30 protein-coding genes, 3 tRNA genes and 1 pseudogene are annotated in these 25,495 nt (G+C 43.0%); 16 read left to right on the top strand and 18 right to left on the bottom strand.

Features of this window, described 5'->3' with window-relative positions:
• The first annotated feature begins 81 nt into the window (after positions 1-81).
• The 4 genes from pgsA to ACMCM8_RS07945 all read left to right on the top strand — a co-directional run bounded on the left by pgsA (position 82) and on the right by ACMCM8_RS07945 (position 1,162).
• Positions 82-648, top strand: coding sequence for a CDP-diacylglycerol--glycerol-3-phosphate 3-phosphatidyltransferase (pgsA, locus tag ACMCM8_RS07960; protein ID WP_412727172.1), 567 nt, complete (start codon positions 82-84; stop codon positions 646-648).
• Between the two features lie 175 nt (positions 649-823).
• A tRNA-Gly gene (locus ACMCM8_RS07955) sits at positions 824-899 on the top strand.
• A gap of 41 nt (positions 900-940) precedes the next feature.
• Positions 941-1,014, top strand: a tRNA-Cys gene (locus ACMCM8_RS07950).
• Positions 1,015-1,075: 61 nt separating this feature from the next.
• Positions 1,076-1,162 (top strand) — tRNA-Leu (locus ACMCM8_RS07945).
• A 25-nt stretch (positions 1,163-1,187) separates the two neighbouring features.
• Here the strand turns inward: ACMCM8_RS07945 and ACMCM8_RS07940 are convergent.
• Together ACMCM8_RS07940 and ACMCM8_RS07935 are read right to left on the bottom strand one after the other, a co-directional pair.
• Positions 1,188-2,441, bottom strand: coding sequence for an Arm DNA-binding domain-containing protein (locus ACMCM8_RS07940; RefSeq protein WP_412727170.1), 1,254 nt, complete (start codon positions 2,439-2,441; stop codon positions 1,188-1,190).
• Between the two features lie 387 nt (positions 2,442-2,828).
• Positions 2,829-3,248, bottom strand: coding sequence for a hypothetical protein (locus tag ACMCM8_RS07935; RefSeq protein ID WP_412727168.1), 420 nt, complete (start codon positions 3,246-3,248; stop codon positions 2,829-2,831).
• Between the two features lie 570 nt (positions 3,249-3,818).
• Between ACMCM8_RS07935 and ACMCM8_RS07930 the strand changes: the two genes are divergently transcribed.
• Positions 3,819-4,094 (top strand): phage holin, lambda family, encoded by a 276-nt coding sequence (locus ACMCM8_RS07930; RefSeq protein WP_412727652.1) that lies wholly within the window; start codon positions 3,819-3,821, stop codon positions 4,092-4,094.
• Here the strand turns inward: ACMCM8_RS07930 and ACMCM8_RS07925 are convergent.
• A complete protein-coding gene (locus tag ACMCM8_RS07925) occupies positions 4,081-4,299 on the bottom strand; it encodes a hypothetical protein (RefSeq protein ID WP_412727166.1) in 219 nt (72 codons plus the stop codon). The genes ACMCM8_RS07930 and ACMCM8_RS07925 overlap by 14 nt on opposite strands.
• 250 nt (positions 4,300-4,549) lie before the next feature.
• Positions 4,550-4,756 (bottom strand): hypothetical protein, encoded by a 207-nt coding sequence (locus tag ACMCM8_RS07920; protein ID WP_412727164.1) that lies wholly within the window; start codon positions 4,754-4,756, stop codon positions 4,550-4,552.
• A gap of 184 nt (positions 4,757-4,940) precedes the next feature.
• Here ACMCM8_RS07920 and ACMCM8_RS07915 point away from each other — a divergent pair, with 184 nt between their 5' ends.
• From ACMCM8_RS07915 to ACMCM8_RS07870, 10 genes and pseudogenes are all read left to right on the top strand, one after another.
• Positions 4,941-5,540: a hypothetical protein gene (locus ACMCM8_RS07915; protein WP_412727162.1), complete on the top strand. Its 600-nt coding sequence runs from the start codon at positions 4,941-4,943 to the stop codon at positions 5,538-5,540.
• A 24-nt stretch (positions 5,541-5,564) separates the two neighbouring features.
• On the top strand, positions 5,565-6,143 hold the full coding sequence (locus ACMCM8_RS07910) for a hypothetical protein (protein WP_412727160.1): 579 nt from the start codon (positions 5,565-5,567) through the stop codon (positions 6,141-6,143).
• A gap of 499 nt (positions 6,144-6,642) precedes the next feature.
• Positions 6,643-7,329, top strand: coding sequence for a tRNA-uridine aminocarboxypropyltransferase (locus ACMCM8_RS07905; protein WP_412727158.1), 687 nt, complete (start codon positions 6,643-6,645; stop codon positions 7,327-7,329).
• An 89-nt stretch (positions 7,330-7,418) separates the two neighbouring features.
• Positions 7,419-7,913, top strand: coding sequence for a thiol peroxidase (tpx, locus tag ACMCM8_RS07900; RefSeq protein WP_412727156.1), 495 nt, complete (start codon positions 7,419-7,421; stop codon positions 7,911-7,913).
• Between the two features lie 56 nt (positions 7,914-7,969).
• Positions 7,970-8,797, top strand: coding sequence for a sulfurtransferase (locus tag ACMCM8_RS07895; protein ID WP_412727154.1), 828 nt, complete (start codon positions 7,970-7,972; stop codon positions 8,795-8,797).
• Positions 8,794-9,518, top strand: a pseudogene (gene cobB / locus ACMCM8_RS07890) (Sir2 family NAD+-dependent deacetylase). The gene ACMCM8_RS07895 and the pseudogene cobB overlap by 4 nt, the downstream one beginning before the upstream one ends.
• Positions 9,519-9,530: 12 nt before the next feature.
• Entirely contained in the window at positions 9,531-10,157 is a 627-nt protein-coding gene (locus ACMCM8_RS07885; RefSeq protein WP_412727152.1) for a LysE family translocator, read from the top strand.
• Between the two features lie 87 nt (positions 10,158-10,244).
• The gene (locus ACMCM8_RS07880) at positions 10,245-10,976 is read left to right on the top strand and encodes a stress protein (protein WP_412727150.1); all 732 of its coding nucleotides are present in this window, start codon (positions 10,245-10,247) and stop codon (positions 10,974-10,976) included.
• Positions 10,969-11,760, top strand: a complete 792-nt coding sequence (locus tag ACMCM8_RS07875; protein WP_412727148.1) for a glucosaminidase domain-containing protein — start codon at positions 10,969-10,971, stop codon at positions 11,758-11,760. The genes ACMCM8_RS07880 and ACMCM8_RS07875 overlap by 8 nt, the downstream gene beginning before the upstream one ends.
• Positions 11,757-12,392, top strand: coding sequence for a DUF2987 domain-containing protein (locus ACMCM8_RS07870; RefSeq protein WP_412727146.1), 636 nt, complete (start codon positions 11,757-11,759; stop codon positions 12,390-12,392). Before ACMCM8_RS07875 ends, ACMCM8_RS07870 begins: the two co-directional genes overlap by 4 nt.
• Before the next feature lie 65 nt (positions 12,393-12,457).
• On the opposite strand, the gene ACMCM8_RS07865 is transcribed toward ACMCM8_RS07870, so the two are convergent.
• From ACMCM8_RS07865 to ccoN, 12 genes are all read right to left on the bottom strand, one after another.
• Positions 12,458-13,447, bottom strand: a complete 990-nt coding sequence (locus tag ACMCM8_RS07865; RefSeq protein WP_412727144.1) for a patatin-like phospholipase family protein — start codon at positions 13,445-13,447, stop codon at positions 12,458-12,460.
• Positions 13,448-14,398 carry a tRNA 2-thiocytidine(32) synthetase TtcA gene (ttcA, locus tag ACMCM8_RS07860; protein ID WP_412727142.1) on the bottom strand — a complete coding sequence of 317 codons (951 nt, stop codon included), beginning with the start codon at positions 14,396-14,398 and terminating at the stop codon, positions 13,448-13,450.
• Between the two features lie 86 nt (positions 14,399-14,484).
• Positions 14,485-15,405 carry a universal stress protein UspE gene (gene uspE, locus ACMCM8_RS07855; protein WP_412727140.1) on the bottom strand — a complete coding sequence of 307 codons (921 nt, stop codon included), beginning with the start codon at positions 15,403-15,405 and terminating at the stop codon, positions 14,485-14,487.
• Between the two features lie 273 nt (positions 15,406-15,678).
• The gene (gene fnr, locus ACMCM8_RS07850; RefSeq protein ID WP_412727138.1) at positions 15,679-16,419 is read right to left on the bottom strand and encodes a fumarate/nitrate reduction transcriptional regulator Fnr; all 741 of its coding nucleotides are present in this window, start codon (positions 16,417-16,419) and stop codon (positions 15,679-15,681) included.
• A gap of 56 nt (positions 16,420-16,475) precedes the next feature.
• Positions 16,476-17,135: a sulfite exporter TauE/SafE family protein gene (locus ACMCM8_RS07845; protein ID WP_412727136.1), complete on the bottom strand. Its 660-nt coding sequence runs from the start codon at positions 17,133-17,135 to the stop codon at positions 16,476-16,478.
• Positions 17,122-17,376, bottom strand: a complete 255-nt coding sequence (gene ccoS / locus ACMCM8_RS07840; RefSeq protein ID WP_412727134.1) for a cbb3-type cytochrome oxidase assembly protein CcoS — start codon at positions 17,374-17,376, stop codon at positions 17,122-17,124. The genes ACMCM8_RS07845 and ccoS overlap by 14 nt, the downstream gene beginning before the upstream one ends.
• A 1-nt stretch (position 17,377) precedes the next feature.
• Positions 17,378-19,762 carry a heavy metal translocating P-type ATPase gene (locus ACMCM8_RS07835; RefSeq protein ID WP_412727132.1) on the bottom strand — a complete coding sequence of 795 codons (2,385 nt, stop codon included), beginning with the start codon at positions 19,760-19,762 and terminating at the stop codon, positions 17,378-17,380.
• Positions 19,762-20,241: a FixH family protein gene (locus ACMCM8_RS07830; RefSeq protein WP_412727130.1), complete on the bottom strand. Its 480-nt coding sequence runs from the start codon at positions 20,239-20,241 to the stop codon at positions 19,762-19,764. The genes ACMCM8_RS07835 and ACMCM8_RS07830 overlap by 1 nt, the downstream gene beginning before the upstream one ends.
• Positions 20,242-20,459: 218 nt before the next feature.
• Entirely contained in the window at positions 20,460-21,413 is a 954-nt protein-coding gene (gene ccoP, locus ACMCM8_RS07825; RefSeq protein WP_412727128.1) for a cytochrome-c oxidase, cbb3-type subunit III, read from the bottom strand.
• A 16-nt stretch (positions 21,414-21,429) separates the two neighbouring features.
• Positions 21,430-21,591, bottom strand: a complete 162-nt coding sequence (locus ACMCM8_RS07820) for a cbb3-type cytochrome oxidase subunit 3 (protein ID WP_014949591.1) — start codon at positions 21,589-21,591, stop codon at positions 21,430-21,432.
• A 1-nt stretch (position 21,592) separates the two neighbouring features.
• Positions 21,593-22,198 carry a cytochrome-c oxidase, cbb3-type subunit II gene (ccoO, locus tag ACMCM8_RS07815; protein ID WP_412727126.1) on the bottom strand — a complete coding sequence of 202 codons (606 nt, stop codon included), beginning with the start codon at positions 22,196-22,198 and terminating at the stop codon, positions 21,593-21,595.
• 15 nt (positions 22,199-22,213) lie between these two features.
• On the bottom strand, positions 22,214-23,647 hold the full coding sequence (ccoN, locus tag ACMCM8_RS07810) for a cytochrome-c oxidase, cbb3-type subunit I (protein ID WP_412727124.1): 1,434 nt from the start codon (positions 23,645-23,647) through the stop codon (positions 22,214-22,216).
• A gap of 229 nt (positions 23,648-23,876) precedes the next feature.
• Here ccoN and ACMCM8_RS07805 point away from each other — a divergent pair, with 229 nt between their 5' ends.
• Positions 23,877-24,356 (top strand): hypothetical protein, encoded by a 480-nt coding sequence (locus tag ACMCM8_RS07805; RefSeq protein ID WP_412727122.1) that lies wholly within the window; start codon positions 23,877-23,879, stop codon positions 24,354-24,356.
• A gap of 75 nt (positions 24,357-24,431) precedes the next feature.
• Here the strand turns inward: ACMCM8_RS07805 and bfr (ACMCM8_RS07800) are convergent, their stop codons facing one another.
• Together bfr (ACMCM8_RS07800) and bfr (ACMCM8_RS07795) are read right to left on the bottom strand one after the other, a co-directional pair.
• Positions 24,432-24,899, bottom strand: a complete 468-nt coding sequence (gene bfr / locus ACMCM8_RS07800; RefSeq protein WP_412727120.1) for a bacterioferritin — start codon at positions 24,897-24,899, stop codon at positions 24,432-24,434.
• Positions 24,899-25,375 (bottom strand): bacterioferritin, encoded by a 477-nt coding sequence (gene bfr / locus ACMCM8_RS07795; RefSeq protein WP_412727118.1) that lies wholly within the window; start codon positions 25,373-25,375, stop codon positions 24,899-24,901. Before bfr (ACMCM8_RS07795) ends, bfr (ACMCM8_RS07800) begins: the two co-directional genes overlap by 1 nt.
• Positions 25,376-25,495 lie beyond the last annotated feature (120 nt).

Below are 25,495 nucleotides of genomic sequence, written 5' to 3'. Positions count from 1 at the left end.
ATTAGGGTAATGTGTATCCAAAATGATAGCTAAACAGCTGCGCTAAACGCCCGTAGAGGCAAAAACTGAGACGTATTTTTTATGTGGACTGTTCCAAACTGTATTACTTTATTCAGAGTAATCCTTATTCCTGTATTCGTAGTGGTGTATTTTCTTGATTGGCGTTGGGCTCACGAAGCAGGTGCGTTTATCTTTTGGTTAGCGGCAATTACCGATTGGTTCGATGGCTATCTGGCGCGTAAGTTACAACAATCCACGCCCTTTGGCGCGTTTTTAGATCCGGTAGCCGATAAACTGATTGTGGGTGCAGCATTACTCATGATCACCCATAGCTACGGCACGCTGTGGATCACGTTGCCGTCCATTGCTTTGCTTATTCGTGAAATTTACGTGTCGGCATTAAGAGAGTGGATGGGAACCAATGGCGTGCGCGATGCAGTAAAAGTGTCTTTTATCGGCAAAGCAAAAACTACTGCTCAAATGTTGGCCTTGATTGGCCTGCTTTCTGGATTAGAAACTTTCATGGGCTTTCCCATTTACTGGGTAAGCTTGGGTTATATTTTACTTTATATCGCCGCAGTGCTGTCTATTTGGTCAATGATTGTGTATACCAAAGCCGCATGGCAACACCTTCGAGGTGGCGTTTAAAATTGAAATTGATCGCGCATTAATCAAAGTGAATAAAAAAATAGCAAACGATCATAAAAATACGCATTTATCTCAATTTAAACGTTTTTTCGTATTGACAGTTCTGAATGGGTAGGTAGAATGCACCCCACATTTCGAGAGGACATCACCGAAACGAAATGTACGATTAAGGTATGCGGGAATAGCTCAGTTGGTAGAGCACGACCTTGCCAAGGTCGGGGTCGCGAGTTCGAATCTCGTTTCCCGCTCCAATCCTTTTAGATTAGCCTTAATTAAATGCCAGACGCATTCTGGCGGAATGGCAGAATGGCTATGCAGCGGATTGCAAATCCGTCTATCTCGGTTCGACTCCGGGTTCCGCCTCCATTCGCTACGTTAACGTAGCATCAGGTTCTACACCTGACACCTTGCTGAAAAGCAACCCGATGCCCGGGTGGTGAAATTGGTAGACACAAGGGATTTAAAATCCCTCGCTGGTAACAGCGTGCCGGTTCAAGTCCGGCCCCGGGCACCATTTATTCCCTTTTAAAATCAATATCTTACGCATATTTCATTTTTTCATGTGACTCAGATGTGACAGTATCGATGAGTTTTGATACCCGTTCACTCATACCAGGCATCTCATCATCCATCCATCTACCGTAGTGTTTTTCGAACATCATAATGGACGTATGACCCATTTCTCGCATGATCCATCTCTCAGGTGCACCAGTCGTTAGCAATCTACTAGCAAATGTGTGACGAGCTTGATTAGGGCCACGGTATCGAATGTTGAGTTTCTTAAGAAACGATTCGAAGAATCTTTCGGCTACACGTGCACTATTAATGTATGGCTCTAGTGTAAATGTGTCAGGGAATACAAAAGTAAGGCTCTCTTTCTTCTTCCTTCGTTTATCTGATTGTGTCACCTCAACTACACGCTTATGGTTCATCTTTGAAATACTTTGTTGAGCCAATAGTATTTCTTTAGCTTGTCGAGTTAAGTGAACGGTTCTGACACTACCTTTTGTCTTTGGTACTTTATAGTCGCCACGGACAACTGCACGTCGAATGTAAACTTCCCCTTTAACAAGGTCGATATCTTCCCAAGCTAAGCAGAGCCATTCAGAAATACGTACACCAGTGTGACAAGCGAATAGGAACGCGTTGCGTTCTGACTCGCGTGATGTTTCTGCTCTCTCTATTCTGATTAACTCTTCAGTTGTGAAAGGGTCAGCATTATCATCAGAATCACGTTCAAGGTTTTTAACGTGGTCTAGCGGATTAAAGTCTATAACTCTATCAGCCATTGCATCATTGAATGCACCACGAAGCGGTGTAAGTATGTCGTTGATGGTTTTATTAGTTAGCTTACCAAGCTCTCTACTACGCCAACGTTTCACTTCTGACTGCATTAAAGAATCGATAGCCCTATTTCCGAATTTAGGTTTAAGGTAGTTATCTACAATACCTTTGTAGCCACGGAAAGTTTTAGGTGCGTACTCTGACTTCTTGGTTTCAAGCCAAAGATCTAATGCTTCAGCAACTGTGGGTATATAGGTTGCTGGTTCAAATAAGTCAGCTCGCTTTGAGTTAGGGAAGTGCTTCCTATAGCTAAAAGTCTTGGTCGCTATTTCGTGAAGGATAGTGGTACGTAAGTTGAACGCATATTTCACATTAGCTTTTGTAGCTTTCAGGTTACTGATAGTTTCGCGGCAGCGAACACCCCTATAATGAAAATCAATAGAGACAGCTTCACCGCGCACGTTCACACCTTTAAAGTCTTTAGCGTAGTCACTAATATTAACGGTCAAGATGTAGCTCCTCGGTTAGATTATTTAGTTTGGAATTGTGCTTCTTCTTGTAACTTACAGGTTTTAAGTGTTCAGAGGCTTATAATTAGAAAGCCCCTAAAAAGGGGCTTTGAAATGCATAAGTTAGGAGATGCGAAGCTAAATGAAAATTCAGTAATCGCATGCCTAATTAGTTCAATGTAACTTGCGTTAGTTGAGTTCGTTGTTTTCTTACTAGAAATAGACTATCGGCAGTATATAGCTAACTGGTCTTTATAAGTTGAATTTAGAGTATCGTATCAAACACGTCAGCTTGTACTTACGTTGTTCGTGGATTGCGATAATGTATAGTTCAATATCGGATTGGGAAAAATGCCTGATAGAATATAGTCTAGCCAATACTCTAATCTACTGATTATTAGCGAGTAATGGATAACTTAAGTTTACCTTAGCTATACCATGTTCTTCAGCTAATTCATCCCATACTTTCCAGACTATTTCGAGCTCATTTGGGTGGATGAAATAAGGGTTTAGTAAGAAGGTGTAATCTTGATATTGCTGAATCTTTAGAGTCCTATAGAAGGCGGATGGAACTCTTAGTGCAAGTTCTGCTTTCTCCAATGATCTTATGTTGTTCATTAATGTCTTGTAAGGCCCACGGCGATTGTCTTTTTCCGATGATTCCCTAGTAATGTAAGCTGTATTGTACTTATAATCGTACGTCGATTTTAGTCGTACAAACAGCATTTGTGCTGGTTTGCGTAGACTAACCAATCTATCAAAAATATCTTCCTTAGTTACCTCTTTATTGCGCTTGTGAGAATTCAAAGTTCCTCTTATAGGACTTACTCTAGTAAACCGGGGTGTTTGCATTATCTGTTGGATACCTTGTGTTCTATCTAATTGATAGATGAATAGCTTAAATGTTCTAGTTAATTGGTAGTGCTTATGCTGTTTATGTTTTTGAAATCTATATTAAATTTTTACATAAAAACATATAGAAGATAGGCTGCGCCTATCAATTCTAAGTAATCAACTTACTTTTATTATTTCTTAGACATTCATTAAATGTATTTAGTGGAAACCGCGATAGTGAGCGGAGCTCACATTCGCTGAGTCATTTAATTCATATTGTAACTATATTAGAAGCAATGATCTCCCTCGTATGATGAACTTATATTGGAAGACGGGCCGAAGGCAGAGTCGACCACTTGAATTAATTAGAATGAAATAAATTTATAGTTCGATAACAGTATATCGTTTACTCATGAATAAATTACGTGTGATTTTACATTAGTGGTGACTTCGCCTCCGGCACGTCACCCCAATTCGATTTCTTATTTGGCTTCGTTTAGAACTCGAGACTATCGATTAATCAAGTTTTGATAATTCACTTTTATTGAATCGATACCAACAATTTTGAGTATGTTCCTTGCGGTTATAACTGCTCTATTCCGAGTTGTTTACGACAAGGAAGAAACCTCTTTTGTACGTATCTTGCTGGAGTCAGTTCTATGTGGGGCATTAGCTGTAGTAGCTGGAAGTGGGGTAAATGCGTTAGGGCTAGATCAAGAGTGGACAGTGTTCATCGGTGGAGTCATAGGCTTTGTTGGTTCACAAAGCATACGCTCCTATGCCGATATTTTTCTTAAAAACAGGGTTAATGGGAAGTAGCAGGTTGCAGGTTTACCCAACCTTGAACAGCTTCTTCTCCAACTACACCTGCTTCAAGCATCTCGTTGATGCTCTTACAGGTTGAATCGATAATCCATTCCTCATTCATATAACACGCTAGTTTTCGCACACCCTCTATCGTTATAAATACATAACGACGAGGGTATATTTGAGTTTTCATTTTCATAGAGTTACTTGGTGACATGTAAAGGCTCCTTTGATTTGGTTTATGTTAAGTCGCGATGAAATGTAATGTTTATAAATTAATGACTACAACGCTACCTCTCTGCTCATGTATAAGGTGAAGTCATACATTCACACTCATTCATCTAATGTACTCTTAGAATGCGATACAGAGAGAATTAGTAGAACTATCTGATGAGGTAGATAAGAAGGTTAATAAGAACTGTCTTAGATGTGTTGTGTAGTGTGCTTTTAGAAAAAGGAGAGACAGCTTATGCTGCCTTGTCCTCGATAGATGTAACTCTGCTTGCCTTAGCTATAGCAAGCTTCTCTTCTAGCTTAAGTTTCTCTGTTGTTTCCCATGTCTCAACGTTAGCACGCATAACACCTGTTGCTTTGTTGAGTGATACAGCTGCATCTTCAGCTGAAGTGAATAGTAGAGATAGTACGTGAAAGAATTGATTGAATGCTTTAAGCATGATGTAGTCCTTGAATAGATGATGGATGATTCCATCAATACGCGTTAGCGTTGTGTGCTTTTGATAGGGGGGGTAGGTTTCGTTTTTAAACGAAATCACGGTAGTAATACACCCGTACTTAATTATTAGAATTCTGTAAAAGTTTCGGTATATTATTTGATCAAAATTTCATACAGGATTTGAAATGGACTTCGACATTAAAGGTTATCTGATTGTACTTCTACTGGGGATTATCGTAGGTCTCGGTTACGCAAATATATTTGATAAAGACTTCAACGAAGCTGTTTCTTCACTAGGGGCATTATTGGCCGGTGTAGGTGCAGTCGGTACACTCATTGTTGCAGCGAAAGCACTGAGCGGTTGGAAAAAAGAAAGTGATTACAAATATGTTATGTCGAAATATGAAGAAGGGGTCAGCGAGTTAGAGAATTACCTCAGCGCTGTTCATAGACTTCACAGTCATTTTTTAAACGTGCCAAGTGATGACAGTAAAGACTACCAACAATGGTGTGCCGAGATGACATCGCCGTATATGGAATGTTCATTTATAGAGATAAATATAAATAAGTTACTTAATCAAATGGAAGCTCACCTGCCAAGGGGAGTAGGTGAGATATCTAACCTTGCATCGGTGATTTCTTTTTTTAAAGAGCAGGGCGGTTACACGAGATTGCTTGGAGGTGTAAGTTGGACTACCAATTCATCTATACCCCAAACTACTGAAGTGAGTGCTGTTGTTGAAACTTACCGAAGTCTTCGTAAAGAGCTTAAAGATGCTTTCTAAGCGACAACTCATTTAAGGACTAAAATGGACTTTGATATCGAGACTTTTGTTATGGGTTGCCTAGTAGGTTTAGCTTTAGGGCTCGGGATAGCAGACCTAGTTGACAAGGACTTGTCCACGGCAGCAACGTCATTAGGTGCTTTAATGGCAGGGGTTGGCGCACTAGGCACTATGTATATTGCGTACACGGCTTTGTCTAGCTGGAAGACCAAAAGTGACTTTGATAAGTTAATTGAGGAGACCAGATCAATTCGAAAACACATTCTGATATTGATTGAGGAAATGGTTGTTAATGTACCCTTAACGAATACACGTTCAGGCAGGCAAATCGGAAAGACTATGAAGTTTCTATTCGATTTAAAAGATCATCAGGTCGCCATAATTGAGTCACTTGAATCTATTAAAACAATTCTGAAGATACATCGCGTCAGTTCAATTAACATAGATTTATATTTAAAGTTGACCAAAGATATAACTAAACCCATTCCTAAAATAACTCTCCCGTTTTCTTTTGACCAAATACCCTTAGCCAGCAGAGAGGAAATACTGCACTTGGGGGAGTTGCTCCTACCCTTGGAAGGACAAATCAGAAAGGCGTTTTAGCTTGTAAAAATTTTGAGCCCTCACTAGAGACTTTGCTGATCATAAGATAGTTGGCAAAGAGCTACTTTCATAAGGTCAGTCATGACCACTTTTAAATAACATAATCATTTATTTGATAGTTGATACCTTTAAAAGTTGTGACAGGTTTGTGCCACAAAGAGGAACAAAACAGAACAATAAGGAACACACGCTTAACGAAAGAATGTGTTCTGTATCGTTCTTAACTTCATATAAATCAATGACATAAGGGTTCAAGTCCGGCCCCGGGTACCATTTATTCTTTTAAAATCAATATGTAAGACTGGTTTATGTCCTCATGTGACTCAACAGTCTAAAGCACTTTTTGTTAATTCATCCTCTGAGTAATATCAAATAATTTGTATATATCACTGCGCTGCATTGGAGCAGGTATATTCGGTTAATTGCACTATTGACCAATGTGGATTTGTGATAACTTTACCGCTTTCTCCTCTTGAAGATTAACCGTTTGAATTCTGTCATGTCTCTTCGTCAGGAAGAGTTACGTAAAGCCGAGCGACCTTTTTATGCTCGGGGTAGTAAAGTGAAGCGTTGTGACACTTGTTTGCTACCTTCTGCACAATGTATATGTGGTTACAAACCGTCACCTGCTACCGATGTGGCCGTGCTGTTCTTAATGTACAAGGGTGAATACTATAAACCCACTAATACCGGCCGCCTTATCGCGGATGTGGTAAAGGAAAATCACGCATTTTTATGGGATCGCACCGCGCCGTCAGCGAAACTGATTGCGCTGTTACATGATGAAACCTATTACCCCATTGTGGTTTTCCCCCATGAGTACGCGACACAAGACAGGTGCATTGATCAACCACCAATGAATACGGGTAAAAAATTACTATTTATCTTTTTAGATGGGACCTGGCGCGAAGCGAAGAAGATGTTTGTAAAGAGTCCCTATTTGCATGGATTTCCTGTTTTAGGCGTAAGTGCAACAGCAGCTTCAGACTATTTATTGAGAGAATCTTCCCATGCTTTTCAGCATTGTACTGCAGAAGTAGGTATTAGCGTGCTTGATTTGGCGGGTGAAAAAGAAGGCGCACGCACACTTGCCCATTATTTCAGTATTTTTAGACGGGAATACTTAAAAGGTAAGCCGCATTTGCAGCACAAGCTGGCGTTTGCTGCCGCCCAAGTCAAAGAGTAAGCTGTAGCACAGTAATATTCTGACATTTACGCAGATACATAAAACGACTTTTTACAACCTTTTTATACTAGCAAAAATGGAGAAAGCGAATGGCATCAATCACATTTAAAGGTAATGCGGTATCGACAGTGGGTGAACTTCCTGCGGTAGGGACGAAGGCGCCGGAATTCACTCTGGTTACAGCAGATTTAAGTGAAGTTACGCTTGCTGAGTTGGCGGGGAAAAATGTTGTGTTAAATATTTTCCCGTCTATCGATACAGGAACATGTGCCACGTCGGTACGCAAATTTAATGAGCGCGCTTCGAACTTGGACAATACGGTAGTAATTTGTGTATCTGCTGATCTTCCTTTTGCTGCCGGCCGCTTCTGTGGTGCAGAAGGGATTGAAAATGTGATCACTGGCTCTACTTTCAGATCCAGTTTTGGAAAGGACTACGGGGTAACGTTTGATTCTGCGCCGCTAAAAGGGCTGCTATCTCGTTGTGTTGTGGTGATAGATGGCAAAGGTAACGTGCGCTATACCGAACAAGTCGCAGAAACCACAGAAGAACCCAATTATGACGACGCGTTAGCAGCGTTATAATTAAGCTAACTGAACTAATGATGGGCAAATTGTGATGGGAACAAAAGGGGAAGTGGATGCGTTCTTCGTTATTACAAGTTAATGAATTAGCGGCCTACATGCAGGAGAGACCCATTACGTTATTACGAGCTGTGATGGATGATCCTGTTACGCAGAAACCCGATACTCGAAGTGCAAATGTATTGCCAGCGTCCGTCGACTTTGATTTAGACGGAGAGGGAAGCGATCACACCACTCATTTACCGCACAGTTTGCCTTCGGCACATGCGCTGTCGTTGTATCTCGGGCGGCAAGGTGTCACTTCCAATACCCCCATCGCTGTATACGATACTAGAGGGATCTACAGTGCCCCTAGGGTATGGTGGATGCTAAAAGCAATGGGGCACAAAGACGTATTTTTGTTAGATGGTGGGCAACCAGCATGGCAAAGCGCAGGCTTACCTACCAGTGAGCAGCAGCAATATGGCAATTTGTCATATCAGGCGAACGTGCAAAGTGGGTGGTTTGTCGATGCCGATACAGTGCAACAGGCGCTGGGTACTCATACCCAATTACTTGATGCGCGCAGTGCCCCTCGCTTTTACGGCGAAGTATCCGAACCGCGAGCAGGATTGCGTTCAGGACATATGCCTGGGGCGATCAATCTTCCTTTTGATACGCTGTTAAAAGATGGCCACTTTTTGTCAATTGCACAGTTACAGACAGTATTTCAACGGGCCAAGGTCGATGTAGAAAAACCTATTATATGCACCTGCGGATCGGGAATTACCGCGTGTATTATCGGTTTTGCTGCACTTATGTGTGGCGCAAAGCATGTCGCGGTTTATGATGGTTCGTGGTCACAGTGGGGCGCTGATCCTCGCTATGAGGTGACAACACAATGACTTCAAGCACCCAACCTCCCCGTATAGTGGTCCTCACCGGCGCCGGTATTTCAGCAGAGTCAGGGTTAAAAAACTTTCGAGACAATGATGGTTTATGGGAAAACCATCGCGTAGAAGAGGTTGCTACCCCACAAGCATTTGATAACGATCCGAGCTTGGTATACCGGTTTTACAATGCCCGGCGCAAACAGCTTCAGGAAAGTGCGGTGCAACCTAATCTTGCCCATGAAGCCCTTGCAATGCTAGAGAAGCATTTTGCGGATAACTTATTACTAGTTACTCAGAATGTCGACGACCTTCATGAACGCGGTGGAAGTCAACGAGTGTTACATATGCACGGTGAGTTGTTGTCTGCCCGGTGTAACGACACGGGGGAAACGTTTCGCTGGGCTCAAGCGTTTGATCAGACTACGCCGTGTCCGTGTTGCCAAAAGGGCACATTGCGTCCTGACATTGTATGGTTTGGGAAATGCCCATGTATATGGATGAAATATTTCACTCGCTATCTCATGCAGATATTTTTATTGCTATTGGCACTTCTGGCAACGTCTATCCTGCCGCAGGGTTTGTGCAAGTTGCCAAAGAAGCCGGTGCGCACACTATCGAAGCCAATTTGGCGCCCAGTGCCACTAATCGTTTATTTGATGAGTCACTGACTGGGCCGGCTACGCGCGTAGTGCCTGAGTTAGTATCTCACTTAATTGCCCAACACGCGCTGTAGGAGGCGCAGTACATGCAGTATATGAATGAATTTTTGACAATAGCATTGGTGCATTTAGTTGCGGTAGCAAGCCCAGGGCCTGATTTTGCTATTGTGGTTCGAAATAGCATTGCCTATGGTCGGCGTATCGCTATTTTTACCAGTGTCGGTATTGGCCTTGCCATTTTACTGCATGTGGCCTATTCCCTTGTCGGGTTGAGCGTTGTTATAGCCACAACACCTTGGCTGTTTACCACATTTAGTTACTTGGCCGCAGCCTATCTCTTGTACTTAGCGTTTGGCGCCCTACGAAGTGGCCCACCAAAAGGTGACGCTGTTATAGAAAGCACACAGCCGCAAAAAGGGATCTCGGCTAAAAAAGCGCTATGGATGGGGTTTCTGACAAACGGACTTAACCCTAAAGCCACGTTGTTTTTCTTATCATTGTTCACTGCCATTATCGACATTAACACGCCGTTTAGTGTGAAACTGGGCTACGGTATTTACCTTGCTCTAGCCACTGGTCTGTGGTTTTGTTTTCTCTCTTATATGCTAAGTACCAGTAAAGTGGCAGAGCTGATAGGTAGAAAGGGCTATTGGCTAGACCGGGCAATGGGAGTGTTGTTAGTAGGGCTTGCCGCTAAGCTGGTGCTTGGATAATAGCGAGTGTGGTGTTATGCGGGCATTGAACTTATTAAATTGGTATAATCGATAAGAATTTTCAGCAGTGCGAATAAAGAGAGATAAGTGAAAGAAGTTAATTCAAAGCGCTTGAATGCAACGCTAACAAAGCAGTATAACTTCGATATAAAAGCATTATTGAGCAAAGCAGCAAAACTGACTAAGGCCAATTTTGGTGCGCTTTTTCAAGGTAGCTTAGTGTTGTTTTTAACCTTCGTTGTATTGGGTGTTGTAGCGCAGCAGTACATTACTATAAATGCTGATGGTAGTTACACCTTTGAACATCAATCCATTATTGAAGTCGTCGCAATTTGTATTGTGGCACCGTTGCTTACGGGGCTGTATATGATAGGGGTTCATCAGGCGAGGGGAGAGAAAACCACGGTATTTTCGATATTTCGTTATCTTCCTTTAATTTTTTTGCTTGCACTCACACAGTTGGTAAATAGCATACTGGTGCAATTAGGTATGATGTTACTGTTATTGCCAGGCATCTATTTATATTTGGCTACGTCATTTTCACTCATGTTGGTGGCTGATAGAAAACTCACTCCCATTAGTGCCATAATATTATCTTGTCGGGTGTTTAACGCGTATTGGAAGCAGATTGCGGCAATCTACGTAGTTCTTTTTTTGTTGTTTTTAAGTGCGCCACTTACCCTTGGGTTTTCTTTGATTTGGGTATTACCCTTTTATTTTAGTATGATGGGCTTGCTTTACGACGAGCTAATTGGAGAGCAAGGTCAAGGCACGGACGCATCTGAAAATGATGTGAATGAGTCGAGCTTCGATGCATAAAACAGAAACCTTAAAAATTGTTGTCATTACACTGGGCGTGTTAGCGGTCATTGTGATTAATGCAATTATTTTTACAGAAGATGAACCCGATATTTTAGACGTCCCGCAAACCGTGGCTGCTAAAAAGCCAGTTCCAGACTTCTCTCAATACACGAATGTAAAAGAGAAAAAGACGGCATTTTTTGACTATCTCAAGCCTGAGATTGAAAAACAAAATGCGTATTTACTGACACTTCGACATTATGTTCAAACCCTTTATCGAAAGGCGTTGGCAGATGAGACGTTGTCGGAAGATGACATAGAACGCCTTGAGTGGTTAGAACAAGAATACCGAGTAAAGTCTACTCAACCATTGAAAAGAAAGCTGCTGGCTCTGCTGCAAAAAATCGATATCCTTCCCGAAGAGTTGGTGCTCGTGCAGGCTGCGAATGAATCAGCGTGGGGTACAAGCCGATTTGCACGTAAAGGGTATAATTTTTTCGGTCTTTGGTGTTTTTCTAAGGGATGTGGGTTTGTCCCCAATCTTAGAAACGAAGGCGCATCACATGAAGTGGCTAAGTTTGAGAGCTTGTCCCGTGCTACCTACACCTATATGCGCAATTTAAATCGTCACGATGCATATGCCGATTTGCGGGAAATAAGAAGTCGATTGCGCGCTAACCAAATACCCATTACTGGAGAAGCGCTTGCAGATGGGTTGATGAATTATTCTGAGCGGGGGGCCGCTTATGTTGAAGAGCTCCAGACTATGATCAGATTTAATGAGGAGTTCATAATAGAATGATACGCGCCGCTTTTATATTGGCTTGTTCACTTGTGTCCAGCGTTGTCAGTGCTGAAACGGTAAACGTAGAATACAGCCGTTTTTACAGTCATGTAAAAAAGCTAGATAACGAAGATACCCAAGCACTACAGTTTGCTTTTGGTTTTGTTAGAGTAGGTGAAGGGCGCCTTTGTGCCATTGAATCTGCCAGTATTGTTACAGATAAAAAAACAATGGCGCTTGAAGTAACTGATGAATACCGTTTTACGGTTCCAGATGAAAAGGCACTAAAGCTGGCAAATGCATTGGTTAGGATATCGTTAACTGAAGCGGCCAATGTATGTGATATGTCGGTACAGCTAGAAACAAAACCTGATTATTTGAAGCAGTACTACACAAAAGACGAATTGATGTTTTTATACGATCAATATGAAGCATTTTTTAATGAAATGGGCAGTTTTTTGTCGTTTATGATGCCTTCCGTTAAAGGGTTAATGCTTCAGTTTACTGACAAAAATCTAGACTTTATTACGCCTCAGGGACCGCACATCAATAACGGTATTATGCAGTTAGATAAAGCATGGATAAATGAAGCAAAAGGCCTTACGCTTCCTCATGCTCCCCTTCGTATTACTGCAATGGCGTCCAGTTAAACTAAGCTAATCTAAAAGTGGGGCGGCACAACTGCCCCACACGCATAGCCCTGTAATTATCAAGTTTAATTTAGTAGTTGATATTTTATTTGTTCGGCAAGGCGCGCTATGGTTTCTTCACCTTTTACACACAATTCAGCTGCGCGGTGAAATTCCATGATCCCCACGTCAGGTAATTGCGGTTCAATAAGAATATCCGGTGGATCACCCGCTAAGCGGGAACGGGTTACACGACCCTGAAGAATTTCCAGGGAACTACTCATAACACTCATGATCCCAGGGGGATTGCGCTTAGTTACTTTAGGTGGTACTTCGGTAAGTTCTTCTTCTACTTTCTCAATTACTTCAGAAGCAATTGACTCGTCAGTTTTGTTTTCTGCGTCTTTTTCTTCTTGTTTACTCTCGGGCGTAAACCACTGTTTTAAGACGTTTTGACTTTTGGTGAAGAAGTCTTCTGTTTTACGTTGATTCTCTTCGTGGTCGTGGCGTAGTTTCTCAAGTTTAAGTGGTCTAAAATCGGCATTCAGGTTTACTGCAATGACAAAGTCTGCACCCAACTGACGACATAAATTAACCGGTACCGGGTTAACTACAGCACCATCCACCAGCCATCTGTCACCGTGTGCTACAGGGGCAAACAGGGCAGGTATGGCGCAAGAGGCTTGAATGGTATCGCCGATAGGACCTGAATTGAATACCACTTCTCTGCCGGTGTAGAGATCGGTAGCCACAGAGGCGAAGGGTTTGAGCATATTCTCGTAGCTATCTACGCAAAATTCTGTGGCTAATTTATCGAAGACTTTTTGACCACTTGCTATTCCGCCACGATGTAAACCAACTCCCATTAACGCGAGAACCTGCCAGTCACTTAGTGAACATGCCCATTCTTTCAAACCGTCTAACTTACCACTCGCGTAGGCCGCGCCAACGTAGGCGCCAATTGAGCAGCCTGCCACGATATCTATTTTAACCCCAAGCTTCTCAAGGGCTTCAATAATACCAATATGGGTCCAGCCTCTCGCTGCCCCAGCACCTAACGCAAGTCCTATTTTCATCTATTTAGGTTCCATGATGTTAACTACTTGGATAGCGAGATCGTCGTCTAACTGCACTTGCTCTTGTTTTGCAAACGTAGGTTGGTCAAACCCAATATCGCCATCTTCCACTGGCCCGTCTTGTGTAGTTATGGCCTTGAAATCATATAGCTTACTGTCGACAAGATGTGACGGCGCCACGTTCTGTAACGCTCTAAACATTGATTCTATGCGACCGGGAAAACGCCTATTCCAGTCCTGCAACATTCCTTTAATATTTTGGCGTTCTAAATTTTCCTGCGAACCACATAGATTGCATGGAATAATGGGAAACTCAGCAGCTTTAGAATATTTTTCGATATCTTTTTCTGAGCAATATGCCAATGGGCGAATAACAATATGCTCACCGTTATCACTGACCAGTTTAGGTGGCATAGATTTAAGTTTACCGCCGTGAAACATGTTTAGGAAGAAGGTTTCCAGCATATCATCGCGGTGGTGGCCAAGTGCGATTTTAGTCGCGCCAAGTTCTTTTGCAGTGCGGTACAGTATGCCGCGACGCAAACGGGAACAGAGAGAACAGGTAGTTTTTCCTTCAGGGATTTTATCTTTAACAATGGAGTACGTATCTTCTTCTACTATTTTGTAGTCCACACCAATGCTGTCTAAGTATTCGGGTAAAATATGCTCAGGAAACCCAGGCTGTTTTTGATCCAGGTTTACGGCAACAATATCAAAGTGTATAGGCGCAATTTTCTTCAAAAACAACAAAATATCTAACATGGTATAACTGTCTTTTCCGCCCGACAGGCATACCATTACTTTGTCGTTGTCTTCTATCATTCCAAAATCGGCAATCGCTTTACCCACATTGCGGCGAAGGCGCTTCTGAAGTTTATTGAAGTTGTATTTCTGCTTACTTTGCGTCGCGGTTAATGGCGACGGGGTAGCACTGGGTGTGCCTAAACTCATAATTAACTAGCTTGGTTTGTGATAAAGCCGCCATTATATAATAAAGCGGCTTTTAGACACCATGGTTGAAAAGGTTAAATTGTCAGTTACGCCAACGGAGACACGAAGCCATCGGGTTTTATGGCTAATACATCACAGTTGAGTTCATCAATGACATGTTCAGCGGTGTTTCCAATAAGCGCGGCAGAAATGCCTACGCGGCCTACCGTCCCAATAATGACTAATTCAGCATCAATGTCTTTAGCCACCTGAGGAATTACTTTTTCAGGTAAACCTTCTTTTACCATGCATTTATCCTCTGCAATGCCGTATTTTGCAGCATGGGTACGCATCTCGCTGATGTGGTGATTTTTAACTGAGTTATGATAAGTATCTGGGTCAAACTCCGGCACTTCAATAGCAATATTTAACGGAGTAGAGGGATAACTATTGACCAAGTTTACTTTGCCTTTTAATAGTGAGGCGTAGTCGTTCGCAATCATAGAAATTTTGTCATTTAATGCGGCGTGTTCACTATCTTCACTGCCTACATTTACCGCGGCAATAATTTCTCCGCCTTCAGGCCAATCGTGCTCTTTAACTAATAAAACCGGGCTGGGGCACTTTCTCATTAGGTGCCAATCTGTGGGCGTAAATATAACAGAGGCCAGATCATCATGTTTTTTGGTTGCTTTAACCACCAAATCGACATGGTTGTTAATGGTGTAATGAATAATAGGTTCGTACGCACGGTTATTCCATTCCACAACAATATCTGTGTTAGAAAAACCCAATTCTTTTAGGTGTTTAGACAGTGCTTTGGCATGCTCTTTAGTCACCGCATCACGCATGGCTTCGCGTTCGTCAGGGCTTAACATGGTTGTCATGTCGTAGGATAGGTCATATACCACCATCATAGCGGTAACGCTGGCACCCGTTTTAGAGGCAAGTTCGTAAGCTCTGCTTAATGCAGGTTGATTGTCGCGCTGCGCATCTACCACTGCCAAAATTCGTTTGCACTCGATCATATATCCTTCCTGTATAGTTTACGCTGACCAACCATATCAATAACACTATTGATCACATTATTCCAATCCACATAGTAGATAAATTACTTTCACAGTGATGCGTGTTTATGAAGATTGTTATTAAGTGTAAACGACAAAACCAAAAACGTAAGTTGATTTAGAACAAGTTTTTGAAAAATAGAGAGAAAAGGAAATGAAATATCTAAAAAAGCAATGTCACTTTTTTATCTCGCTCGTGCCTATTGATAAAGCACGAGCGTAGCAACAAGGGGGTTAGCCGTTACAAACGATACTTGGGCCATTAAGGGCTGTTAGTTTGCCGTTCAGTTTCTCAAAGTCAACGATAGTGATCAGTTTACCTTCAACTTTAATGATCCCTTCCTTTTGGAAGCGACTAAGTAATCGGCTGATAGTTTCAATTGTGAGGCCCAAATAGTTGCCAATTTCATTACGCGTCATGGTGAGATGGAACTCTTTGTTTGAAAAGCCCCGTTCTTCGAAGCGCTGAGAAAGGTGGGCAATAAAATACAACAAGCGCTCTTCGGCAGTACGCTTGTTTAGCAGCATCATCATGTCGTGATCTTGCTTTATTTCGGCGCTCATAAAACTCATGATTTGGTGGCGAAGCTTGGGAAACTGGACTGACATTTCATCAAGGGTTTCATAGGGCAGTTCACACACCATTGCCGTCTCAAGGGCTTGAGTATAGCTCTGATGCTTATTTTCTCTTAACGCATCAAACCCAATGATATCACCGGGGAAGTGAAAGCCGGTTATCTGTTCTTCACCATCTTGATTGGTAACGAAGGATTTAAATGAACCAGTACGTACCGCAAAAAGCGAACGGAACTTGTCGCCGGTTTGAATAAGCGTGTCGCCTTTGTGTAACGGCTTTTTACGCTCAATGATATCGTCCAGCGACTCAATTTCAGTTTTGTTTAATGCCACGGGAAGGCATAAATGGCTAAAACTGCAGTTCTGACAGTGAATAGAAAATCCGCTTCCTTTGCTCATAACACCAACTCACAAGGTTCATTTTTTTAAAGACGCGCTATATCATAGCGGATTGTTCAACGTATTGCGCTAAAAATCAGATAAATAGCATATATGGCCATTATCAATGCGATCGTTTGACGCACTTTATTGTTTTGCAGACTTTTTATCAGCCAGTGCGCACCAGCACCCGCGACCAAAAGCGTGGGCAGTGTGCCCAGTCCAAAGCTCAGCATGAGTGCAGCACCCTGAAAAGCAGAGCCTGAAGCGAGGGACCAGGTCAATGTAGAATAAACTAATCCGCAGGGTAACCAGCCCCAAATAAAACCATAGGGAAGGGCACTAAGAGGGGATTTAAATGGTAAAAACGTTTTAGCCAACGGTTGCAGGCGAGAGAATAGTTTACTGCCTATTCGTTCTATTGCAGTAAGACCCGTCCACCATTGCCCTAAATAACAGGCAAGCAGTAATAGCATTACAGCGCTAATAAGCGACAGCATATAACTGGCAAGCGGAATATAGTTAGCTGCGATTTGTCCGATAAAACCCGTTATGCCGCCGGCTAACGTGTAACTTAAAATACGCCCTATGTTGTACGATAGCATATAGGGTAGTGCGGGCTTATCTTTTGGCGACACCATGCGAAGGGTTGCGACTATACCACCGCACATTCCTACGCAATGTACGCCTCCCGCAAGCCCAATCATGAAGGCTGAAAGGTAGTTAATGCCCTCCATTGTCGCCCTTATCGGTAGAGCGAGAAGCGACCGGCGAAGGTGAGTGCTGGGATTCCTGAAGCTTTTTGCGTTGTTCCGCGAGTTTTTTTTCTTCAGGTGGTAAGTCATCGTCAAACAATATGCTGTAACCCTGGCGGTCTAAATCTTCAAATTGATTTGATTTTACAGCCCAAAAAAAGATCACGATTGCCACGGCAACAATAATGATCGCAATAGGGATTAAGACATAAATGATGCTCATATTATTTGCTCAATAAGCGAGTTGAATTGGTTACAACAATGATACTACTTAGCGACATGCCAACCACTGCCATCCAAGGAGAGAGTAACCCAGATACGGCAAAGGGTAAAATGAGTAGGTTATAGCCTACAGCCCAACCAATATTCTGACGGATTTTTTGTTTTACTAGATGAGCCGTGTCGATAAGGGTGGGGACGAGTAGCAACTGATCACCCAACAAGATAACGTCAGCTGCAGTTTTGGCTACGTCAGTGGCATTACCCACTGCCACAGCGACATCTGCACTGGCTAATACAGGTGCGTCGTTGATACCGTCACCCATCATCATGACCTTTTTGCCTGCCTCTTGCATAGCGAGCACTTCGTCGTATTTTCTATCTGGTGTAAGTCCACCTTGTGCCGTCTTTATTGGCAATGAAGAGACCAGCACATCCACGTTATGTTGAGTATCACCACTGAGGACAACCAATTCATGGCTTTTTGCCAAAATACTCAAAGTGGCGTATGCGTCTTCTCTCAAGCTATCACTAACTTCAAAGGCTGCCAGTGTTTTCCCGTTGGCACAAAGGTATACGTTGGCATTGATGGGAACGAGGGTTTCATCAGCATTGCAATAAGCAGCAGAGCCCATTAAAAATGTGATGTTGTTTACTACACCACTGATACCACCGCCTGGGGAAACGTTAAAATCACTCACATGATGAGTAAATGAGCCCTCGAACGCTTTTGCAATAGGATGTTCTGAGCGAGCTTCCAGCGCATAGGCAATAGCCATAACACTGTGTTCGTCGACTTCTTGTGCAAACCATGAATGTGCGATGGCGAATCTTCCATGGGTTAGTGTGCCTGTTTTATCCAGCGCTATGGTCGTGATTGAGGTTATTTGTTCTAGGGCATCAGCGCGCTTTAATAAAATACCGTGGCGATTGAGCTTCGCCATCGCACATGTCAGTGCAGAAGGAGTCGCAAGCCCTAATGCGCATGGACATGTTGCAACTAAAACGGCGATAGTTATCCAAAAAGCGTCTTCACTTCCCTGTAAATACCAGTAGCTGTAGGTGAGTGCCGAAATCACCAATACTGCCACCACGAAATAGCGAGAAAAGCGGTCGGCGAGTTGTGCTGCTTTGGGTTTACTGGCCATGGCACTTGCTTGAAGACGCACTATCTGATTAACCAGTGCGTTTTTAAGCGTTTGTGTCACAGAGATAGATAAGGTACCGTCCTGACACACAGTACCACCATATACACTGCTATTTTTCGATTTGGCAACTGGGTTAAATTCGCCTGTTAGCATAGATTCATCTATCGCCGCTTTGCCGTCGAGTATGACACCGTCTATAGGGATGGTTTCACCAGCTTTTACTATAACCACATCACCGACTTTAAGGTTTTTCGCCAAGCTATCGGTAATAGTACCATCGACGTTAAGTTTAGATGCCGACACGGGTACATGCTGCGTCATGTTAGCAGAGATTTGTGCCGCTCTATGCCTGCTTCTGTGTTCTAAAAAGCGACTGAGTAGCAGCAGAAATATAAACATACAGATGGACTCGAAAAAGACTTCTCCTTTTTCAAGTACAGTAGAGCGAATGCCTGCCAAGTAGGTTGCGAATATAGCAATGGTGACAGGTACATCCATATTAACGGTTCTTGCACTCAGTGCCTTAATCGCACCCACATAGAATGTACTGCCTGAGTAAAGTACTACAGGTGTAGTTAGCGTCAGGGCTACCCAATAAAAATACTGTCGCGTTTCCGTTTCGATTGCACCAAACCAGTCGAAATATAATCCCGTCATGAGCATCATAACCTGCATGGTCATAATACCGGCTAAACCCAGCTTTTTGAGATAGGTTTTCTGCTCTCTTTTGTAGCTTGCTTCGTGTTCATCGGGGTGGAAAGGCGAACCTTCATACCCTATGCGCTTTAAGGTCGCTAATATTTGGCTTAATTTTATTTCTAAGGGAGACCAGGTAATGAGTGCTCGTCGCTCCTGAACGTTGACAGCGACTTGCTTGATACCCTCAACCTTTGACAGTTGCTTTTCAATTAACCATCCACATGCTGCACAGGTAATACCTTCGAGCGTCAACTGAATTTGCTTGTGTTGGCCTTCATCAAATACGAACTCTTCCTGCAAACTGGGATCGTCGTAAACGTTGAGTTTGTCGAGGGTCTCCATCAGAGCCTCGTCCGATTTTTGAGCAGGCTCAGTGCGAAATTGATAATAGTCCTCTAGTCCGTTATTGACTATCGCTTCGGCGACGGCTAAGCAACCCGGGCAGCACATATCTCTGTTGGTACCGAGAATAACAGTTGAGAACTTTCCCTGATCGCGGCTATCAATTGACAAGCCGCAGTGGTAACAATTGTGATCTGACATTACGGGTTAAACTTAATAGCGCCAGAATGGGGAAGGTATATGGTGTTTTGAATTTTCCAACTGTCGTCAAAAGGCGTAAGCGAAACCCGCCATTTTCCGTCTAGATTTTCTTCGACAAAACCGCGATAAATACCTTTTGCATCACGAGATAGCAATACCGTAACGTCTCTTTCTTGCAGTGTGACATGGTAAAAGCTAAGTTTCACTGCATTGCCTTGTTGGGGGATACCTGAATGAAACTGCAAGGCAATACTGCCATTTTCAATCGTCAATTCTGTGGTGATATTAAGGCGCTTGGCTACGGCTTCTTTGTCTAGCCGAGCATTGATGGCTTTGCCTTCCTTGTAATAATCATCCACCACTAAGCTATCTTCCGTTGAAACCGCCAGTTTCAACAGTACGCCACCCATGATAAGGGTAATAACTGGTACGGCAATTAAAAACCAGGGCCAAAACTCTTTATACCAGGGTCTATTCATTAAAAAAGATACTCGTGTTTACTACTTCCATAACCAAGTGGTCATGGCTGATTGAAGATAAAGCCGACAGTAAACGTAAGGACAGGACAAAAACGGGTTATAACCCATTTTGTTCATAACCTATGCCTGTGCTTTTCACTTTACTAGAGGCTTGTATTTTCTCATAAAAAAAGCCTCGTGATAACGAGGCTTTTTGAGATATTTAATGATTTAAATCATTAATCATTCGAAAGGCTGTACACATAAGCTGCAACAACGTGAATTTTGTCATCACCCAAGGTTTTCTTGAATGATGGCATGACGCCGTTACGACCATAAGTCAGCGTTTCAGTGACTGCTCTGTGGCTGCCGCCATATAGCCAGATGTTGTCAGTAAGGTTTGGCGCGCCTAAGGCTTGGTTACCTTTAGCGTCCATACCGTGACAGGCTGCACACGCTGCGAAACGGACTTTACCCGCGTCAGCAAGCTGTTGATCAACGTCACGACCACTAAGACTAAGTACGTAGTTAACCACTTCTTCAATACCGTCTTCACCCATAGCGTCTAACCATGCAGGCATCGCTGCCTGACGACCAAGGGTCAGTGTCTCAACGATTTTTGCGCCTGAACCACCGTACAACCAATCGTCATCGGTTAGGTTAGGGAAGCCGCCATTTTGGCCGCGCGCATCAGAACCGTGGCACTGTGAACAGTTTTGTATGAATAAGCGTTGACCCACTTTATTCGCTTCAGGATCTTTGGCTAACTCTTCAACCGGAATTTGCGCGTACGCTTCAAAGATCGGGTCGAACTTATCCGCTGCGAAATCTAATTCACGATCGTACTCAACTAAATAGCCTTGCTCTTTTGCATCAATACGCGCCTGAGCTGATTCTTCTAACGACTGTATATTCTGGTTAGAGCTTCTCCAGCCAAGAATACCTTCATACGAACCTAGGCCAGGATATAGCGCTAGATATAAAAAGCCCCATACGATGGTAATGTAGAACATAATTGTCCACCAACGAGGAAGTTGATTGTTCAACTCCTCAATACCATCGAATTCGTGCCCCATTGACTCACCTTCTGGCACACCTGTCTGGTTGGATAAACACCAGCGCAGAAGGAAGTAGCAACCAATGATCAACCCTAGGGTTATCACTGAAATCCAAATTGTCCAAAACATACTCATGAGTTCAAGACTCCTGCTAATCTTCTTTTGATTTTTCTTTTTCTTCGTCTGCAAACACTAGGTTTGCGGCTTCATCGAACTTTTTCTTGTTGCGGCTGCTAAACGCCCACCACACAACGCCGATGAAACTAACAAAGACGATGACAGTAAAAATGCTGCCTACAATACCCTGGTCCATACTATTTCAAATGTGTGCCAAGAGATTGTAGATAAGCAATAAGGGCTTGCATTTCCGTTTTACCCTGTACTGCCGCTTTCGCACCCGCGATATCTTCGTCGGTATACGGAACACCAAAGCCACGGAATACTTCCATTTTTTCAGCTGTTAACGCGCCATCTAGCGTGTTTTCCGCAAGCCAAGGGAACCCTGGCATATTCGACTCAGGAACAACGTTACGAGGATTAAGCAGGTGAACTCGATGCCACTCATCACTGTAACGACCACCAACACGTGCTAGGTCAGGACCAGTACGCTTTGAGCCCCATAGGAAAGGGTGCTCCCATACTGACTCACCCGCAACGCTATAGTGACCATAACGCTCAGTTTCAGCGCGGAATGGACGAATCATCTGGCTGTGACAACCAACACACCCTTCGCGGATGTAGATATCACGGCCTTCTAGTTCAAGTGCGGTATATGGACGTAAGCCAGTTACCGGCTCCATGGTCTGCTGTTGAAACATCAACGGCGTAATTTGTACCATGGCACCGAAGCTGATAGCGATAAGGATTAATACCGTTAACAGGCCAACGTTCTTTTCAATTAACTCATGTGGGTTTTTCATTATTCGTCTCCTTTACTACGCTGGCTGAGTCGCTGGATCTGCAGCGATACTGCCTTTAGGGGCACGAACAGTTTTCCATGTGTTGTAGGCCATAACCAACATACCTGCAACCACGAAACAACCACCAATGAAACGAACCACATAGAAAGGCTTAGATGCTTCTAATGACTCAACAAAGCTATACGTTAAGGTGCCGTCAGCGTTTACTGCACGCCACATTAGACCTTGAAGTACACCAGACATCCACATTGCGACGATGTATAACACAACACCAATAGTGGCAAACCAGAAGTGCACATTAACTAGCTTAGTGCTGTACATTGCGCGTTGACCGAATAACACAGGGATCAAGTGGTAAATTGAACCAATTGAAACCATGGCAACCCAACCAAGTGCACCAGAGTGTACGTGTCCGATAGTCCAGTCTGTGTAGTGAGACAATGCGTTAACGGTTTTAATCGCCATCATTGGACCTTCAAAGGTAGACATACCATAGAAAGACAAAGATACGATAAGGAAACGCAATACAGGGTCTGTGCGAAGTTTATGCCACGCGCCTGAAAGCGTCATTATACCGTTAATCATACCACCCCAAGATGGAACGAATAGGATAATTGACATCACCATACCTAATGACTGTGTCCAGTCAGGTAGGGCAGTGTAGTGAAGGTGGTGAGGACCCGCCCAGATATACAGAGAAATAAGTGCCCAGAAGTGAACAATTGAAAGTCTGTATGAGTAAACCGGACGACCAGCTTGCTTAGGTACGAAGTAGTACATCATACCAAGGAAGCCCGCAGTAAGGAAAAAGCCTACCGCGTTGTGGCCATACCACCACTGCATCATGGCGTCGACGGCGCCAGCATACAATGAATACGATTTAGTGAAAGATACCGGAATGGCCATGCTGTTACCTATGTGCAGTACTGCCACGGTTAGCATGAACGCGCCCAAGAACCAGTTCGCTACATAGATGTGCGATACTTTACGGATAACAAGGGTTCCGAAAAAGTTAATGATATAAGCGATCCAGACCAGTGCCAAAAGAATATCAATTGGCCACTCTAGTTCAGCGTATTCCTTTGAGCTGGTTAAACCTAAAGGTAGGGTTACAACAGCTAAAACGATAACGGCTTGCCAGCCCCAGAAGGTAAATGCGGCAAGTTTGTCACTGAACAGTCTTACCTGGCAGGTACGCTGAACGATGTAGTACGACGTTGCAAATAGCGCACAGCCGCCGAAGGCAAATATAACGGCGTTAGTGTGCAACGGACGCAAACGTGAGAATGTTAGCCATGGTGTGTCAAAGTTAAGCATAGGTGCAAACAATTGCGCAGCAATGAATACCCCTAGGCCCATACCAATGATACCCCAGACTATGGTCATGATGGTAAATTGCCTAACTACTTTATAATTGTAATCAGGTTGTGCTTGGCTTATTTCACTCATTTTAATGAATCTTCCACTTCAAATGAACTATGGTCTCCAACTGCCGGAATAGTACGGTCGAGACGTGTATCAGCTAAGGAATAACGCTTCACACCGAGCTCGGAAAGAGTAATAATTATTGTCTCCAAGCCAGTTGGTACGCGGATGATAAGGTTTTTAATTACAAAAAGATACCATAAACTACTTTCCCTTGATCTCCGTCAATGAAGAATTGTGTAAAAATTAAGAAATGCTAAATAACAATAACAGTAATAGAACAAAATATTTACAATCGCAGCTTCCACTAGTGCTGATCATCGTCGTAGCAATTGGTGTTTACTTTGTACACAAACATCAATCAAACGCGTTGAATTCTAATAATGTAGTTAATGGAATAGGAAATAGCTGCCAGTTTGTCAATAAAACTTGTGAATTCTTAATTGAAGGACAGGTTGCCGTTGCGCGTTTCTCAGAGGCTCCGGTTCCCGAAGAGTCCATCACGGTTTCTATTTCACTGCCTGCAGGCCGAATTATTGAGAGTGCGTGGATAGAAGGGATCAACATGTATATGGGGAAGATTCCAGTGTTATTGGAGAAAGACAGCCAAGGCGACGTGGCAGGATGGTTTATGCTGGGGAGTTGTAGCGAGCCAGTAATGAAGTGGCAATTGCGGTTAAATGTTAAAGGAAGCGATTCACCGAGTTATCTTTATTTCGTTACTGAATCTTAATGTGAATCAGGCCATAGAAAGTAAAACGGCCAGCCTCAAGGCCAGCCGTTTTATCATATCAACTGTCTTAACTTATCACATTTGCGATTGTAAATAATTTTGCAGACCGATACGCTTGATTAGACCAAGTTGTTGCTCTAACCAATGTGCGTGATCCATTTCGGTGTCATCCAGCAGCACGATTAACATATCACGAGTGACATAATCTTTTTCCTGTTCACAAAGTGCAATCACTTCGCGAAGTTTGGCGTCTACTTCGTATTCAACACGCAGATCACTCTCTAACATTTCTGGTACATCTTTACCTACCAAAAAGCCAGTTCGCTTAGTCATGTCTGGGGTGCCTTCTAAGAACAGCATCCGCTCAATTAACTTAGTAGCGTGTCCACGCTCGTCATCGAATTCGTGGTCGATGCGCTCATAGAGTTTATTGAGACCCCAATCTTGATACATCTGAGAATGAATAAAGTATTGATCCATTGCCGCTAACTCGTAAGAGAGCAACTCATTTAACCCGTTGATTATCGCTTGGTTACCTTTCATTAGTCATCTCCCATTACTTGTGCTTGCAGGTAATTTTCAATACCCATCGCATCAATCTGATACGCTTGTGTTTCAATCCAGTCTAAGTGTTCTTCTTCATATTCGAGAAGATCTTCAAGTAGATCTCTTGAAACGTAGTCTTGTTTCTCTTCACATAGCGCGATGGCTTCGCGCAACAGGGGCAGTTGCTCTTTTTGGAAGCGGGCATCGCAATTAAGCATTTCAATCGTGTCTTCACCGATATACAACTTACCCAATGCTTGAAGATTAGGCAGGCCTTCTAAGAAAAGAATGCGTTCAATGAGGTCATCTGCCTGCTTCATGTCTTTAATAGACTTTTTGTAGTTCTTCTCATTAAGCTCGGAAAAACCCCAATTCTTAAACATACGCGCGTGCAGAAAGTATTGATTTATCGAAGTTAATTCGCATGTAAGCACTTCGTTTAACTTTGCTACAACTTGTTTATCACCTTTCATTGTGAAAACCCTTTATCAGTATTTGGGTGAAGTTTAGTCGAATTCACACTGTATGTCAAAAAAGTCTTTATAAAACAGTTGTTTACTAACGATAATGTTTCTCAATTCAACCATTGTTCG

The organism is Alteromonas sp. D210916BOD_24 (assembly GCF_047159385.1).
Classification (GTDB): Bacteria; Pseudomonadota; Gammaproteobacteria; order Enterobacterales; family Alteromonadaceae; genus Alteromonas.
This window is presented reverse-complemented; position numbering and strand designations above follow the sequence as displayed.